Source organism: Pseudomonas sp. ANT_J12 (assembly GCF_008370045.1).
GTDB lineage: Bacteria > Pseudomonadota > Gammaproteobacteria > Pseudomonadales > Pseudomonadaceae > Aquipseudomonas.
In genome coordinates this window covers 70,121-83,687 of sequence record NZ_VOBN01000002.1, presented here as the reverse complement: position 1 = coordinate 83,687, position 13,567 = coordinate 70,121, and the positions used below count along the sequence as shown (strand labels likewise).

Annotated in this window: 16 protein-coding genes; 10 read left to right on the top strand and 6 right to left on the bottom strand. The window is 61.2% G+C overall.

Features of this window, described 5'->3' with window-relative positions:
* Positions 1-35 precede the first annotated feature (35 nt).
* Positions 36-1,388, top strand: coding sequence for a GntP family permease (locus FQ192_RS06250; RefSeq protein ID WP_149657823.1), 1,353 nt, complete (start codon positions 36-38; stop codon positions 1,386-1,388).
* A 214-nt stretch (positions 1,389-1,602) separates the two neighbouring features.
* Here FQ192_RS06250 and alaC read toward each other — a convergent pair whose 3' ends face one another.
* Positions 1,603-2,820, bottom strand: a complete 1,218-nt coding sequence (alaC, locus tag FQ192_RS06245; protein ID WP_149657822.1) for an alanine transaminase — start codon at positions 2,818-2,820, stop codon at positions 1,603-1,605.
* A gap of 139 nt (positions 2,821-2,959) precedes the next feature.
* Here alaC and FQ192_RS06240 point away from each other — a divergent pair, with 139 nt between their 5' ends.
* From FQ192_RS06240 to FQ192_RS06230, 3 genes are all read left to right on the top strand, one after another.
* A complete protein-coding gene (locus FQ192_RS06240; RefSeq protein WP_149657821.1) occupies positions 2,960-3,619 on the top strand; it encodes a LysE family translocator in 660 nt (219 codons plus the stop codon).
* Positions 3,620-3,686: 67 nt separating this feature from the next.
* Positions 3,687-4,175, top strand: coding sequence for a GyrI-like domain-containing protein (locus FQ192_RS06235; protein WP_149657820.1), 489 nt, complete (start codon positions 3,687-3,689; stop codon positions 4,173-4,175).
* Between the two features lie 313 nt (positions 4,176-4,488).
* Positions 4,489-4,977, top strand: a complete 489-nt coding sequence (locus FQ192_RS06230; RefSeq protein WP_149657819.1) for a GNAT family N-acetyltransferase — start codon at positions 4,489-4,491, stop codon at positions 4,975-4,977.
* A 112-nt stretch (positions 4,978-5,089) separates the two neighbouring features.
* Here the strand turns inward: FQ192_RS06230 and FQ192_RS06225 are convergent, their stop codons facing one another.
* Both FQ192_RS06225 and FQ192_RS06220 read right to left on the bottom strand, forming a co-directional pair.
* Positions 5,090-5,695: a pyridoxamine 5'-phosphate oxidase family protein gene (locus FQ192_RS06225; protein ID WP_149657818.1), complete on the bottom strand. Its 606-nt coding sequence runs from the start codon at positions 5,693-5,695 to the stop codon at positions 5,090-5,092.
* 18 nt (positions 5,696-5,713) lie between these two features.
* Positions 5,714-6,199, bottom strand: a complete 486-nt coding sequence (locus FQ192_RS06220; RefSeq protein ID WP_149657817.1) for an N-acetyltransferase — start codon at positions 6,197-6,199, stop codon at positions 5,714-5,716.
* A 141-nt stretch (positions 6,200-6,340) separates the two neighbouring features.
* On the opposite strand from FQ192_RS06220, the gene FQ192_RS06215 reads away from it, so the two are divergent.
* From FQ192_RS06215 to FQ192_RS06200, 4 genes are all read left to right on the top strand, one after another.
* On the top strand, positions 6,341-6,766 hold the full coding sequence (locus FQ192_RS06215) for a nuclear transport factor 2 family protein (RefSeq protein WP_149657816.1): 426 nt from the start codon (positions 6,341-6,343) through the stop codon (positions 6,764-6,766).
* Between the two features lie 79 nt (positions 6,767-6,845).
* A complete protein-coding gene (locus tag FQ192_RS06210; protein WP_054044847.1) occupies positions 6,846-7,190 on the top strand; it encodes a YciI family protein in 345 nt (114 codons plus the stop codon).
* A gap of 26 nt (positions 7,191-7,216) precedes the next feature.
* Entirely contained in the window at positions 7,217-7,708 is a 492-nt protein-coding gene (locus tag FQ192_RS06205; protein ID WP_149657815.1) for an SRPBCC family protein, read from the top strand.
* Positions 7,708-8,943, top strand: coding sequence for an RNA polymerase sigma factor (locus FQ192_RS06200; protein WP_149657814.1), 1,236 nt, complete (start codon positions 7,708-7,710; stop codon positions 8,941-8,943). Before FQ192_RS06205 ends, FQ192_RS06200 begins: the two co-directional genes overlap by 1 nt.
* A gap of 178 nt (positions 8,944-9,121) precedes the next feature.
* Here the strand turns inward: FQ192_RS06200 and FQ192_RS06190 are convergent, their stop codons facing one another.
* The gene (locus FQ192_RS06190; RefSeq protein WP_149657812.1) at positions 9,122-9,976 is read right to left on the bottom strand and encodes a LysR family transcriptional regulator; all 855 of its coding nucleotides are present in this window, start codon (positions 9,974-9,976) and stop codon (positions 9,122-9,124) included.
* Between the two features lie 89 nt (positions 9,977-10,065).
* Between FQ192_RS06190 and FQ192_RS06185 the strand changes: the two genes are divergently transcribed.
* Complete coding sequence (locus FQ192_RS06185) at positions 10,066-10,500, top strand: multidrug/biocide efflux PACE transporter (RefSeq protein WP_149657811.1); 435 nt, start codon at positions 10,066-10,068, stop codon at positions 10,498-10,500.
* Positions 10,501-10,667: 167 nt separating this feature from the next.
* Here the strand turns inward: FQ192_RS06185 and FQ192_RS06180 are convergent, their stop codons facing one another.
* A complete protein-coding gene (locus tag FQ192_RS06180) occupies positions 10,668-11,579 on the bottom strand; it encodes a LysR family transcriptional regulator (RefSeq protein WP_149657810.1) in 912 nt (303 codons plus the stop codon).
* A 114-nt stretch (positions 11,580-11,693) separates the two neighbouring features.
* Between FQ192_RS06180 and FQ192_RS06175 the strand changes: the two genes are divergently transcribed.
* Entirely contained in the window at positions 11,694-12,545 is an 852-nt protein-coding gene (locus tag FQ192_RS06175) for an NmrA family NAD(P)-binding protein (RefSeq protein WP_149657809.1), read from the top strand.
* Positions 12,546-12,691: 146 nt separating this feature from the next.
* Here FQ192_RS06175 and FQ192_RS06170 read toward each other — a convergent pair whose 3' ends face one another.
* On the bottom strand, positions 12,692-13,450 hold the full coding sequence (locus FQ192_RS06170; protein ID WP_149657808.1) for an SDR family NAD(P)-dependent oxidoreductase: 759 nt from the start codon (positions 13,448-13,450) through the stop codon (positions 12,692-12,694).
* Positions 13,451-13,567: the final 117 nt, after the last annotated feature.

Sequence of the window (13,567 nt, the reverse complement as noted above, 5' to 3'; positions counted from 1 at the left end):
GCTTTAATAACAACAACAATCAGGAGACACCCCTAATGTTTGGCATGTCCCACGAGTCGTTCCTGCTGCTAGACGCGGTGGTTACCGTGATCGGACTTATTGTCCTGATCACCAAGTTCAAGCTGCATCCATTCATTGCCCTGATCATCGCCGCCGGCTTCCTCGGCCTGACCTCCGGCATGCCGGTGGGCACCATTCTCAAAGCGTTCCAGGACGGCTTTGGCGGGGTGCTCGGCTTTGTCGGGATCATCCTCGCGCTGGGCACCATGCTCGGCAAAATGATGGCCGAGTCGGGCGGGGCGGATCAGATTGCCCAAACCCTGATTCGCGCGTTCGGCAAAGAGCGCGTGCAGTGGGCGATGATGTTCGCGGCGTTCCTGGTCGGCATTCCGCTGTTCTTCGAAATCGGCTTCGTGCTGTTGATCCCGTTGGTGTTCATCGTCGCCCGGCGTACCGGCGTGTCGATCATCAAGATCGGTATCCCGCTGCTGGCCGGTCTGTCGGCGGTACACGGCCTGGTGCCACCGCACCCGGGTCCGTTGCTGGCGATCGGCGTGTTCGGTGCCGACATTGGTAAAACCATTCTGTACGGCCTGATCGTTGCGCTGCCGACCGCCATCATTGCCGGTCCGATCTTCGGTACGTTCATCGCCAAGTACATTCCCGGCCATGCCAATCAGGAACTGGTGGATCAACTGGCCCGTGAGCCAGAAGCCACGACCCTGCCGAGCTTCACCATTACGCTGGTTACCGTGCTGCTGCCGGTGTTCCTGATGTTGCTCAAAACCTTTGCCGACGTCGCACTGCCGGACGGGCACTTCTTCCGCAGCTGGATGGACCTGATCGGTCACCCGATTTCGGCGCTGCTGCTGGCGTTGCTGTTGTCGCTGTACACCTTTGGCCATCGTCAGGGCATCGGCTCCAAGCAAATCCTGAAACTGCTGGACTCGAGCCTGGCGCCGACCGCTGCGATCATCCTGATCATCGGTGCCGGTGGTGGCTTCAAGCAGATGCTGGTGACCAGCGGTGTGGGTGACGTGATCGGCCACATGGCGGTGAACGCCCAGATCTCGCCGATCCTGCTGGCGTGGCTGGTAGCCGCAGTGATTCGCGTGGCGACCGGTTCGGCCACCGTGGCGACCATTACTGGCGCGGGCATCGTGGTGCCGGTCGTCGGGATGATTCCGGGCGTGAACCGTGAGCTGCTGGTGCTGGCCACCGGTGCCGGTTCGCTGGTGCTGTCCCACGTCAATGACGCGGGTTTCTGGCTGGTGAAGCAGTACTTCAACATGACCGTGGTCGAGACGTTCAAAACCTGGACGGCGATGGAAACCATCCTGTCTGTGGTCGCGCTGGGCTTTATCCTGCTGCTGTCGCTGGTTGTCTAAAAGCTTCGCGGGCAAGCCTCGCTCCTACAGGGATTACACCAACCTACCTGATCGTTCCCACGCTCTGCGTGGGAATGCCGCCATGGACGCTCCGCGTCCCCTGTGACGCGGAGCGTCACGGGATGCATCCCCACGCGGAGCGTGGGAACGATCAGGTAACGAGCAGGCACAAAAAAACCGCAGCGATGCGGTTTTTTTGTGGGTGTTTGATGTATCAGGCGTTGGTTTTGGTGACCAATCCATCCGCCCTGAACATCCCGCGAATCCCGCGCACGGCCTGACGAATCCGGTCCTGGTTTTCGATCAGCGCGAAGCGCACATGATCATCCCCGTATTCCCCGAATCCTACGCCCGGCGAGACGCAAACCTTCGCCTCTGCGAGCATTTTCTTGGCGAACTCCAGCGAGCCCAGGTGCGCATACGCCTCGGGAATCTTCGCCCAGACGTACATCGCCGCCTTCGGATTCTCGACCATCCAGCCCAGTTCATGCAGGCCTTTGACCAGCACGTTGCGCCGCTGGCGATACTGCTCGGCGATGTCTTTCACACACTGCTGATCGCCTTCCAGCGCCGCAATCGCTGCGACCTGCAACGGGGTGAAGGTGCCGTAGTCGTGGTAGCTCTTGATCCGCGCCAGGGCGTTGACCAGTTCGGCGTTGCCGACCATGAAACCAATGCGCCAGCCGGCCATGTTGTAGCTCTTGGACAGGGTGAAAAACTCCACCGCAATGTCCTTGGCGCCGGGCACTTGCATGATCGACGGGGCTTTCCAGCCGTCATAGACGATGTCGGCGTAGGCCAGGTCGTGCACCACCAAGACGTCGTACTGCTTGGCGAGGGCGATCACGCGCTCGAAGAAATCCAGCTCCACGCATTGCGCAGTCGGGTTCGACGGGAAGCCGAGGATCATCATCTTCGGTTTCGGGATCGAGCCGCGAATCGCGCTTTCCAGTTCGGCGAAGAAGTCCACGCCCGGAATCAGCGGCACCGAGCGCACCTGGGCGCCGGCAATCACGGCACCGTAGATGTGAATCGGGTAGCTCGGGTTCGGCACCAAAACGGTGTCGCCCTGGTCGAGGGTGGCCAGCATCAAATGCGCCAGGCCTTCCTTGGAACCGATGGTCACAATGGCTTCGGTTTCCGGGTCGATGTCGACCGCGTAGCGATCCTTGTACCAGTTGGAAATCGCCCGGCGCAGGCGCGGAATGCCCTTGGACGTCGAATAACCGTGGGTGTCTTCGCGCTGGGCGACGGTCACCAGTTTTTCGACGATGTGCGGCGGGGTCGGGCCATCAGGGTTGCCCATGCTGAAGTCGATGATGTCTTCGCCACGACGACGGGCGGCCATCTTCAGCTCGGCAGTGATGTTGAAAACGTAAGGGGGGAGTCGATCTATGCGCGCAAAGCGGCGCGGCGAACCTGGGTTAGCCATTGGTGCCTCGGATAACGTGAGCGCCCGGAACCGTCCGAGCGACGCTGGCCACTGCGGTGGCCTGTGGCGGAATGTAAGGGCTGTTGTGGCAAACTGTCCAGCCACTCTGTAAACAAATTTTTCCGAAGGAAACGGGTTGATGGAATTTAGCAGTGGCTTCTTGCTGAGCCTTTCGCTGTGCCTGGACATTGGCGTGGCCAACATCGCGATGATCACTTTGGCCATGCAACGCGGCTATTTCCAAGGCTTTGCGCTGGGGTTGGGGACCTGCGTCGGCGACCTGATCTACGCCGTGCTGGCCCTGGCCGGGATGACGGTTTTGCTGCAATACGAAACCGTGCGCTGGGTGCTGTGGATCGGCGGTTCGGCGTTGCTGCTGTACTTCGCGGCGAAGATGATTTACTCGGCGATCCACCACGAAGCGGTGCTGGCCCAAGGCGCGGAGGTAGGAAACAACTCCCATCGGCGTGAGTTTTTTCGTGGGATCTTCCTCGCCATGTCCTCGCCCAGCGCGATTCTCTGGTTTGCTGCCGTCGGCGGTACCCTGATCGCGCGTTCCGGCGGCGGCACCCTCAGTTCGGCGTTGTTCCTGGGCGGTTTTCTCTGCGCCGGGGTGCTCTGGTGCGTCGCGTTGTGCTTCGCCGCGAGCCATGGCGGCAAGTTGCTGGGCGACAAGCTGTTGCGCTACTCCTACATGGCATCGGCGGCGATCTTCTGCTATTTCGCGGTTTACGTGATCCTATCGGGCTACAACGAGTTTATCGGCGCGGCTGCCGTCGGGCAGGTTCCGGGCCTGTGACTGGGAGAATCGGGCAGGGCCTCTATACTCCCAGCCGAACCCACTTTTTTGTATCAGGAGTTGAGTCATGGATGAGCAATCAGGCGTCAAACCGGCCGAACCACGTTTTGAGAACGGGCATTTCCTGCTCATTGCCGGGCTTGGCGGGCGATTTACCCAGGAAACGTCGAAACAGATCCCCGACCTCTGGGATAAATTCATTCCCGAGATCGGCAAGATTCCCGGGCAGAAAAGTGAAGTGACCTACGGCATCTGCTGCAATCCCGACGGCATGGGCGGGTTCGAATACATCGCCGGCGTGGAAATCAGCAAGCTCGACGATCTGCCCGACAAGTACCGCTGGGTCGAGGTCCAACCCCAGCATTACGCGGTGTTCGAACACCAGGGCTCGCTGGACACCTTGCCCCAGACCTTTCAATACATCTGGAAAACCTGGCTGCCACAGTCCGGTCGCGCTGCGGCAGACGCCCCGGAGTTCGAACGCTACAGCGAGGACTTCAACCCGAAGCTCAACACCGGTGTGCTGGAAATCTGGTTGCCACTCAAACCCGAATGATCGCAACGAGAGGCGGACCGCGGGTCCGCCTCTCGACTCGTCATTTACCCTGCTTCATCCGTCGCGCCCGCAACAGGTCGATGGACAAGGTGATAAAGCCAAACGCGCTGATGCCCAACAGCATAAGAAGGCCGATCTGAACGCTGCTCATGGTGTGTTCCCCTATGGATGATCAGAGACAGGGCCTATCAATAATCCGCTTGGACGAGCAATGACAGCGTCTATACGCAGGCTTTACGGCGCCAGTGGTGATCGATATGAACACCTTATTCCTCTATCATCGGCCACCTTCCAACGCTGAATCCGAGCTGCCATGAACACCGTCATCCGCCACGTCACGCCTGCTGATCTGGACCGCTGCTACGCCATTGAAACCGTTGCCTACGAAGGCGACGAAGCCGCCACCCGGGAAAAGATCGCCACCCGCATCGCCACCTGGCCCGAAGGGTTCATCGTGGCCGACGTCGACGGCGTTGTAGCCGGTTTCATCAATTCCGGTGCAGCATTTGAAGTGGAAATGTCGGACGAAGCGTTCAAGGAACTGATCGGCCACGACCCGAAAGGCCCGCACGTGGTGATCATGTCGGTGGTGGTGCACCCGGATTATCAGGGGCAGGGTCTGGCGAAACGCCTGATGGGCGAATTCATCGAGCGCATGCGCGGGATGGGCAAGTCCAGCATTCATCTGATGTGCAAGGAGCGGCATATTCCGCTGTATGCGGGGTTCGGGTTCGCCTACATCAAGCCATCGGCGTCGGACCATGGCGGGATGGCGTGGCATGAGATGGTGCTTGAGCTCTGATTGATTCGGTGCGGCTGAAATTGCCTTCGCGGCAAGCCTCGCTCCTACAGGATTCGCGCAGGACCTGTGGGAGCGAGGCTTGCCCGCGAAGGCGATCGGAAGATCTCAATCTCTAATAGAGACTATCGCGCACCCGCGCTGGCGCTTCCCGGTCATATGTCTCGGCATCAAATTGCCCATCGTTCAGCCGCTTGTGAAACGCCCCCGCCGTCGGCAGGGCAGAGCGGTCCAGATAGCGTTCCGGGTTCCACAGCTGCGAACGCACAATCGCTTTGGAACAGTGGAAATACGCCGCCTCCACCGTCACCAGCAGCACCGTGCGCGCCGGTTTGCCGTTCACGGCGAAACTCTCCAGCAACGCAGGTTCGGCGCTGATCTGCGCGGTGCCGTTGACGCGCAAGGTCTCGCCGATCCCCGGGATGATGAACAGCAGCGACACCCGCGAATCGAGCACCACGTTGCGCAGGGTGTCGATGCGGTTGTTGCCCGGACGATCCGGGATCGCCAGGGTGCGTTCATCGATGATCCGCACAAACCCCGGCGCATTGCCCCGGGGTGAGCCATCCATGCCGTCCGGGCCGACCGAGCTGATGATGATCAGCGGCGAGGCGCGAACCATCGCCTGATAGTCCTCGTTCAGAAACGGAATCTGCTTGCGCACGGCACGGTCGTGGGGTTGGCCGTAAATTGCTTCCAGTGCTTCGATTGAATTGACCATCGTTATTCCCTCAACGATTCAGAAAACCAGACCCATCCGCCGCTCGTAACCGATGCGGCCCTTGTACGCCTCGCCGCTGTCGACGAAGCCGTATTTTGTGTACAGCGCGATGGCTGATTCATTGTCGGCATCGACCGACAACTCCAGCCCCTTTATTTCCGGAAATGCCTGACGCGCGGCTTCGGGCAACGCTTGCAGGCAGGCCTTGCCATACCCTTTGCCCTGGGCGCGTTGATCGACTTGCAAGGCGTGCAACGTGGCGCTGTGTTCATCCGCCCAGGCCGGTAATGCCGGTGGGCGCTTGAGCAGCAGGAAGGCGACGGGAATGTCCTCGACCAGCAAGGCAAAGCCTTTGACGCCGGGACCGGGTTTGGACAGCAGGGAGTGCAACGCACCGTGGATGTCGCCGGAGAACTTGATTTGTTCTTTGTGAACTTCGATGGCCTCGACCTGCAGGCGCTGGAGCGCGTTCAGGCTTTCGTAAGGCACGAGTAGGGCTGTCACTGGAGTGTCCTTTTTCCACTGCAAACGGGCTTCGGATTCTAGCGAGTTTGCGTGGCTGGATTATTTTTATTTCAGGTGTCGATTCAACGTTACGCCGAACGACTAATGGTGTCTTCACAACAAAAACCACGGAGAACCACCATGAACGCGCACACCCAAATCCATAACCTGATCGAAAGCTACCGCCAGGCCGTCATTGCCAAGGACGTGGAAAAAGTCATGGCCCTGTATGCCGACGACATCGTCTCCTTCGACGCGGTCAAGGCCCTGCAATTCAAAGGCAAGGCGGCCTACCGCGCGCATTGGCAGGAATGCATGGAAATGTGCCCCGGCCCGCACATTTTCGAATTCCCGCAGATCGACATTGTGTCTTCGCAGGACATCGCCTTCGCCCACTGGCTGGCCCATTGCGGCGGCACCAACGACAAGGGCGAAACCCAGGCCTGCTGGATGCGCGTGACCCAGTGCTACCGGCAAGAAGCGGGGTTGTGGCAGATCGTCCATGAACATTGGTCGGCACCGTTCGACATGGCCAGCGGCGCGGCCCTGTTCGGCCTCGAACCCTGAGCGTCGGGCTTGTTCGTCGGAAAACCGGCCAACCCGCCCAACAGCAGCCATAGTTGATCAGCCGATCACGGAGCGCCCCATGAAATACCTATGCCTGGTTTACAGCAACGAACAGGCGTTGCATTCGCTGCCCGACAGCCCCGAAGACGCCGAGTGCATGGCCTATGCCGAGTCGATCCAGGGCAGTGGCCGGATGATCGCCGCCGAAGCGCTGGAGTCGGTGCAGACCGCCACCACCGTGCGCATGCGCAACGGCAAATTGTCGATCACCGACGGCCCGTTCGCCGAAACCAAGGAGCAGTTGGCCGGCTTCTACCTGATCGATGCCAAGGACCTCAACGAAGCCATCCAGGTCGCCGGCGACATCCCGGCGGCCCGGGTCGGCTGTGTCGAGGTGCGTCCCGTTCGCCAGTTGAATCCCTGAACAATCAAAACAAACAGGAGATCTGCATGAGCCCGCAACCCTTTAAAAAACAGCCTGCCGAATTCGAACTGTCCATCAGCCGTCTGATCGACGCGCCACGCCGCAAGATTTTCCGCGCCTGGACCGAGCCGGCCTTGCTGGTGCAGTGGTGGGGACCCCACGGCATGACCACGCCAGAGTGCGAAATGGACCTGTGGGTCGGCGGCCAGTTTCGCACCCTGATGCGCGCCCCCGACGGCAGCGAATACCCGACCATGGGCGTGTTCCTGGAGATCGTCGCGCCGGAGCGGCTGGTGTTCACCGACGCGTTTATTCCCGGCTGGATTCCGTCGGGCAAACCGTTCATGAGCGCCGAAGTGACCCTCGAAGACCGGGACGGCAAAACCCTCTACACCGCCCGCGCCATGCACTGGAGCGAAGAGGATCGCCAGGCTCACGAGGCCATGGGCTTCCATGACGGTTGGGGACAGAGCCTCGACCGCTTGGTGACACTGGTGACCGAAGGCATGCCGGACTGATGTCCGCCGAGTCGGTCAAGGCGCGGGTCGAGCAGGTTTATCGCGAAGACTCGCGGCGAATCCTCGCGACACTGATCCGTTTGCTCGGCGATTTCGACCTCGCCGAAGAGGCCTTGCACGAGGCGTTCTTCGTCGCGGTCGAGCGCTGGCAGCGTGACGGTGTGCCGGACAACCCGCGCACCTGGCTGGTCTCCACCGGGCGCTTCAAAGCGATTGATGTGTTGCGCCGGCGTGCACGGTTCAAGGCGTCGCGGCCGCTGCTGATCGCTCAATTGGAAGAGTTGGAACAGGCCGATTGGAGTGACGAAGACGTGGAAGACGATCGCCTGCGCCTGATCTTCACCTGCTGTCACCCGGCCCTCGCGGCAGACGCCCAAGTGCCGCTGACCTTGCGCGAAGTCTGCGACCTGACCACGGAAGAAATCGCCCGGGCCTTTCTCTCGGCGCCGGCCACCATCGCCCAGCGCATCGTGCGGGCGAAGGCGAAAATTCGTGACGCGAAAATCCCTTATCAAGTGCCGTCCCTGGCGGAATTGCCCGAGCGCCTCGACAGCGTGTTGCGAGTGATTTACCTGGTGTTCAACGAAGGTTACTCGGCGTCCATCGGCGCGGAACTGACTCGGGAAGATTTGACCCGCGAAGCAATTCGCCTCGGGCGTTTGTTGGTGGAGTTGTTGCCCGAGCCTGAGGTGATGGGGTTGCTGGCGTTGATGCTGTTGCACGAGTCCCGGCGCCCGGCCCGGAGCACTGAAAACGGCGAGTTGATCCTGCTGGATGAACAGGACCGTTCGTTGTGGGACACCGAGATGATTGCCGAAGGCTGTGCACTGGTGGAGCGCGCGCTGACCCTGCGGCGTTTCGGGCCTTACTGCCTGCAAGCGGCGATTGCGGCGGTGCATGCCGAAGCCGTGACGGCGGGGGAGACGGATTGGCCGCAGATTGTCGGCCTGTATGACTTGCTGCTGCGGGCAGTGCCGTCGCCAGTGATCGAACTCAACCGTGCGGTCGCGTTGGCCATGCGCGATGGGCCGTTGGCGGGGTTGAGGGTGGTGGAAGGGATTCTGGCCCGGGGCGAGTTGCAGGATTACCACCTGGCGCATTCGGCGCGGGGGCAGTTTTGTCGGCAGTTGGGGCGGGTGGAAGAGGCGCGGGCGGCGTATCAGCGGGCGTTGGAATTGACGCAGCAAGCGCCGGAGCGGCGGTTTATCGAGGGGCGCCTGCAAGAATTGAAATGACCGATCGTTCCCACGCTCCGCGTGGGAATGCATCCCGTGACGCTCTGCGTCACCTCCAGAAGCGGAACGCGGAGCGTCCCTGGCGGCATTCCCACGCGGAGCGTGGGAACGATCATGGCCTAAGAATCCCCTGTAGCAGCTGCCTCGCGGTGCTCGACAGCGGCTACAGGGGGGCGATCTATTCCAACATCTTGCTAAGCAACCAACTCCCCGCCGGTCCCGGTGGATGCAGCCGTGACCACAGCGCATCGACAAACACCGGTTTCGGCCAGCCGCGCACCTCCAGCTCCACCAGCGACCCCGCGCCAAACCGTCCCACCAGCCAGCGCGGCAGCGGCGCCCAGCCGAAGCCGCCCTGGGCCATTTCCAGCAGCATCAGGTAACTCGGCGCCGACCAGACCCGGCCCTTCGCCCGGCTTTCATACGGGTTGACGATGGTCGCCAGGCGCAACTCCCGGTGCTGTTGCAGCACGTCCTGATCGATCCCGCGCTGCGTTGCCAACGGGTGGGTTTGCGCGACGAACAGGGCGATTTCCGTGCGTTCGTCGACGGTCGAACTGACCAGGTCCGGCGGATAGCTGTCCTGCATTTCGGCGAAGGCAACATGCGCTCGACCCCGTTGCACCAGTGCCACCAGGTCATCGCATTCGGCGATCAGGCATTCCAGCTCCAGGTCCGGGTAGCGCTGTTCAAAGGCACTGAGCGCCGCTTCGAAACGATCCGACTGATAGGTGTCGGAAATCGCCACCGTCAGCTTCGGCTCGACCCCTTGGGACAATTGGCTGGCGGTCATTTCCAGGCGACTGGTGGCGGCGAGGATTTCTTCGGCCCGTTGCAGCATCACGTGCCCGGCCGGGGTCAGGCTCGGTTTGCGACTGCTACGGTCGAAGAGGGTCAGGTTGAGGTCGATTTCCAGGCTCGCCACTGCTGCGCTGACGGTCGACTGGCTGCGCCCGAGTTTGCGTGCCGCCGCGGAAAACGAGCCTTGGGTCGCGGCCTGGACAAACGCCAGCAACACTTCGTGAGAGGCCATGAACTATCGCCTTGATCGATGGTTATTGATTATGAAGTATCGGTGTGCTGACAGAACATGGCAACCACAGTCACTCAGGGAGTCTGGCCATGAATGCCAACAAATCCATTACTGAACGTATTTTCCAGGCCATCGGTTTCGAACTGCTGGCCGTCCTGATCTGCACCCCGTTGCTGGCCTGGGTCATGGATAAGCCGATGCTGGAAATGGGCGTCGCCACCGTGGCCATCGCCGCCCTGGCCCTGGGCTGGAACGTGGTGTTCAACGGGTTCTTTGACCGGTTGCTCAAACGCTACGACATCGTGCGCAACGCCTGGGTGCGGGTGGTGCATGCGCTGCTGTTCGAGGGCGGCCTGATCGTGATGGGCGTGCCGCTGATTGCCTGGTGGCTGAGCATCAGCCTGTGGCAGGCGTTCTTGCTCGACATTGGCGTGTTGTTGTTCTTCCTGCCGTACACCTATGTTTACCACTGGGGGTATGACGTGGTGCGGGAACGGTTGTTGATGGGCCGGGCAATCCGCTGACGCCGGGTAGCTTTTGTGGCGAGGGAGCTTGCTCCCGCTGGAGCGCGAAGCGGTCCCAAAATGGCAAAACGCGGTTTATCGGAGGAACCGCGTTGATGGTTTTACGACTGCTTCGCAGCCGGGCGGGAGCAAGCTCCCTCGCCACAGGGATCGCGGCGACAAAGGAATCATCCGGCACACAACTCACTCACAAACCCCAAAAACGCCCGCACCTTCGCCGCCGGCAAATGCCGCGACGGGTACAGCGCATACAACGGAAATCGCTCGTCCGGCCAATCGGGAAACAACTCCACCAAGCGGCCTTCGGCCAACGCCGGGGCGATCCCCAAATCCAGCACCTGGGCAATCGCCTCGCCGCTTTCGCACACGCTGTGCAACGTGCCGACGTCATTGACCAGCAACCGGCAATGCGGCTGCACATGCAGCACCGCGCGGCCCGGGCGATGGAATTCCCAGCCAAACGGCCGCGCCGTTTGCGGGTCGCGGAACTGCACGCAGGTGTGTCGCTCGTCTTCCATGTCCAGCGGTGCCAGCGGTCGGCCGTGGCGCTTGAGATACGCCGGCGACGCCAGGGTCAACACGCGCACCTCCAACAATTTGCGCGCCACCAGCGATGACGACTGTGGATGGCCGAACCGCACGGCCAGATCAAACCCTTCCGCCACCATGTCCCCGAGCTGATCGCGGGTTTGCAGCTCCAGGTACAGCTCGGGATAGCGCGCCATGAACTGCCCCAGCTTCGGCCCCAGAATCAGCCGTGAAAAATACGGGTCCATGTTCACCCGCAACCGTCCGCGCACCTGGGTGGCGCTGGTTGAGGCCGAGTTGGCGGCTTCTTCCAGACTGGCCAGCAGCGGCGCGATTTCGCCATGCAAGCGCCGGCCTTCATCGGTCAGCGTGACCGTGCGCGTGGTGCGGTCGAACAGCCGGATGCCCAAGCGTTTTTCCAACCGGGCAATGGCGCGGCTGACACCCGACGGCGTCAGCTCCAGCGCCTCGGCCGCCCGCACGAAACTGCCGCCATCGACTACCGCGCTGAACACGCCCATGCCGCTGGCAAGGCTCGCATCAAAACTCATTGATGACCCCCGATCATTTGTTCAATGACATTCATGCTATCGGAGAATGTCCGCCCTGCGCCCAATAATTGCGTCCATCGCGACAACCGTCGCCATCGCGCAGGAGAACAACTGATGTACGCAGTCATGGGCATTACCGGGAAAGTGGGCGGCGCGGTCGCCCGGACGTTGCTGGCCGCCGGGCATCCGGTACGCGCGGTCGTGCGCAGTCTGGAGAAAGGTGCGGTGTGGGTCCGGCAGGGCTGTGAGGTGGCGGTGGCGGATGTCGATGACCGCAACGCCATGATCGAGGCGTTTACCGGCGTAAAAGGCGTGTTCGTGATGATGCCGTCGAATTTCGACCCGTCTCCAGGTTTCCCGGAAACCCGGCAAGTGGTGGAGAACATCCGTTCGGCGCTGGAAGCTGCAAAGCCGGGTAAAGTCGTGGGCCTCTCGACCATCGGCGCTCAGGCTTCCCAACCGAACCTGCTTAATCAATTGCGCTTGCTGGAGCTGGCGTTGAGCGAGCTGGCCTTGCCCGTCACCCTGTTACGGCCGGCCTGGTTCATGGAAAACGCGTTATGGGATGTCGAGCACGCCGTCGGTTCGGGTGGGATACCGAGCTTCCTGCAACCGCTGGATAAACCCGTGCCGATGATCGCCACCGCCGATGTCGGTCGCGTCGCCGCCGAGCTGTTGCAAGAGGATTGGCACGGTCAACGGGTCGTCGAACTGGAAGGCCCGCAACGGATCACGCCGCTGCAACTGGGCGCCGGGTTCAGCGAATTGCTGGGTAAACCGGTGCGCATGCACGTCGTGCCACGGCAGACTTGGCAGGGCTTGTTTGAACGTCAGGGGATGCGCCATCCATTGCCACGGATGCAGATGCTCGATGGCTTCAATGAAGGCTGGATCGAGTTTGAAGGCGAACCGCGCAAAGGCCGGGTCGAGTTGTTGACCGTGCTCAAACAACTGCTGGCGCGTTAAACCTGTAGGAGCAAGGCTTGCCCGCGAAGAGGCCATCACGTCCGACATTGATAGTGGCTGTGACGACGCCTTCGCGGGCAAGCCTCGCTCCTACAGGTGATGGCGGTCATTCAGTCAACAAGTGCCTTCGCGGGCAAGCCTCGCTCCTACAAAAACATCCCACCCGACGCTTCAATGCGCTGGCCGTTGATCCACTGGCCGCCCGGCGACAGCAACAGCGCAATCGCCGCTCCAATATCATCCGGCTGACCGGCACGACCCAGCGCTGTGTTGCTCGCCACCATCTGATTCACCACAGCGATATCTCGCACTGCGCCGCCGCCAAAATCAGTCTCGATGGCCCCCGGCGCCAGGATGTTCACCGCAATCCCGCGCTCGCCGAGTTCCTTGGCCTGATACCGGGTCAGCACTTCCATCGCGCCTTTCATCGCCGCATAAGCGCCGTAACCCGGCAGGCTGAAGCGCGCCAGACCGCTGGAAATATTGACGATGCGCCCGCCGTCATTCATCAGCGGCAGCAAGTTCTGGGTCAGGAAAAACGGGCCTTTGAAATGGATATTCACCAGCAAGTCGAACTGCTCGACGGTGGTGTCGACGAAATTGGCGTGTACACCGATCCCGGCGTTATTGACCAGGAAGTCGAAGTGCTGACGATCGAAGTGGTTCTTCAGCACCTTGGCGACTTCGCTGCTGAAGGCGGCGAAGCTTTCACTCTGGCCGACGTCGAGTTGCAGCATGGCGGCGCGGCCACCGAGGCTTTCGATTTCCGCGACCAGTGCCTGGGCCTCATCGGCGCGGCTGTGGTAGGTGCCGATGACGTCGATGCCTTGGGTGGCCAGGTGCAGCGCGGTGCTTTTGCCCAGGCCGCGGCTGGCGCCAGTGATCAATGCGATTTTACGGTTCATGGGATTTCCTCAAGCGGTGGGTGAGCGATGTGAGGAAGTGTATTTATCCGCCTGGCAGTGATAAACAGGAGTCAATCGGAATCACTGGTCGGTTAATCCGAACAATAAAGGTCGGCC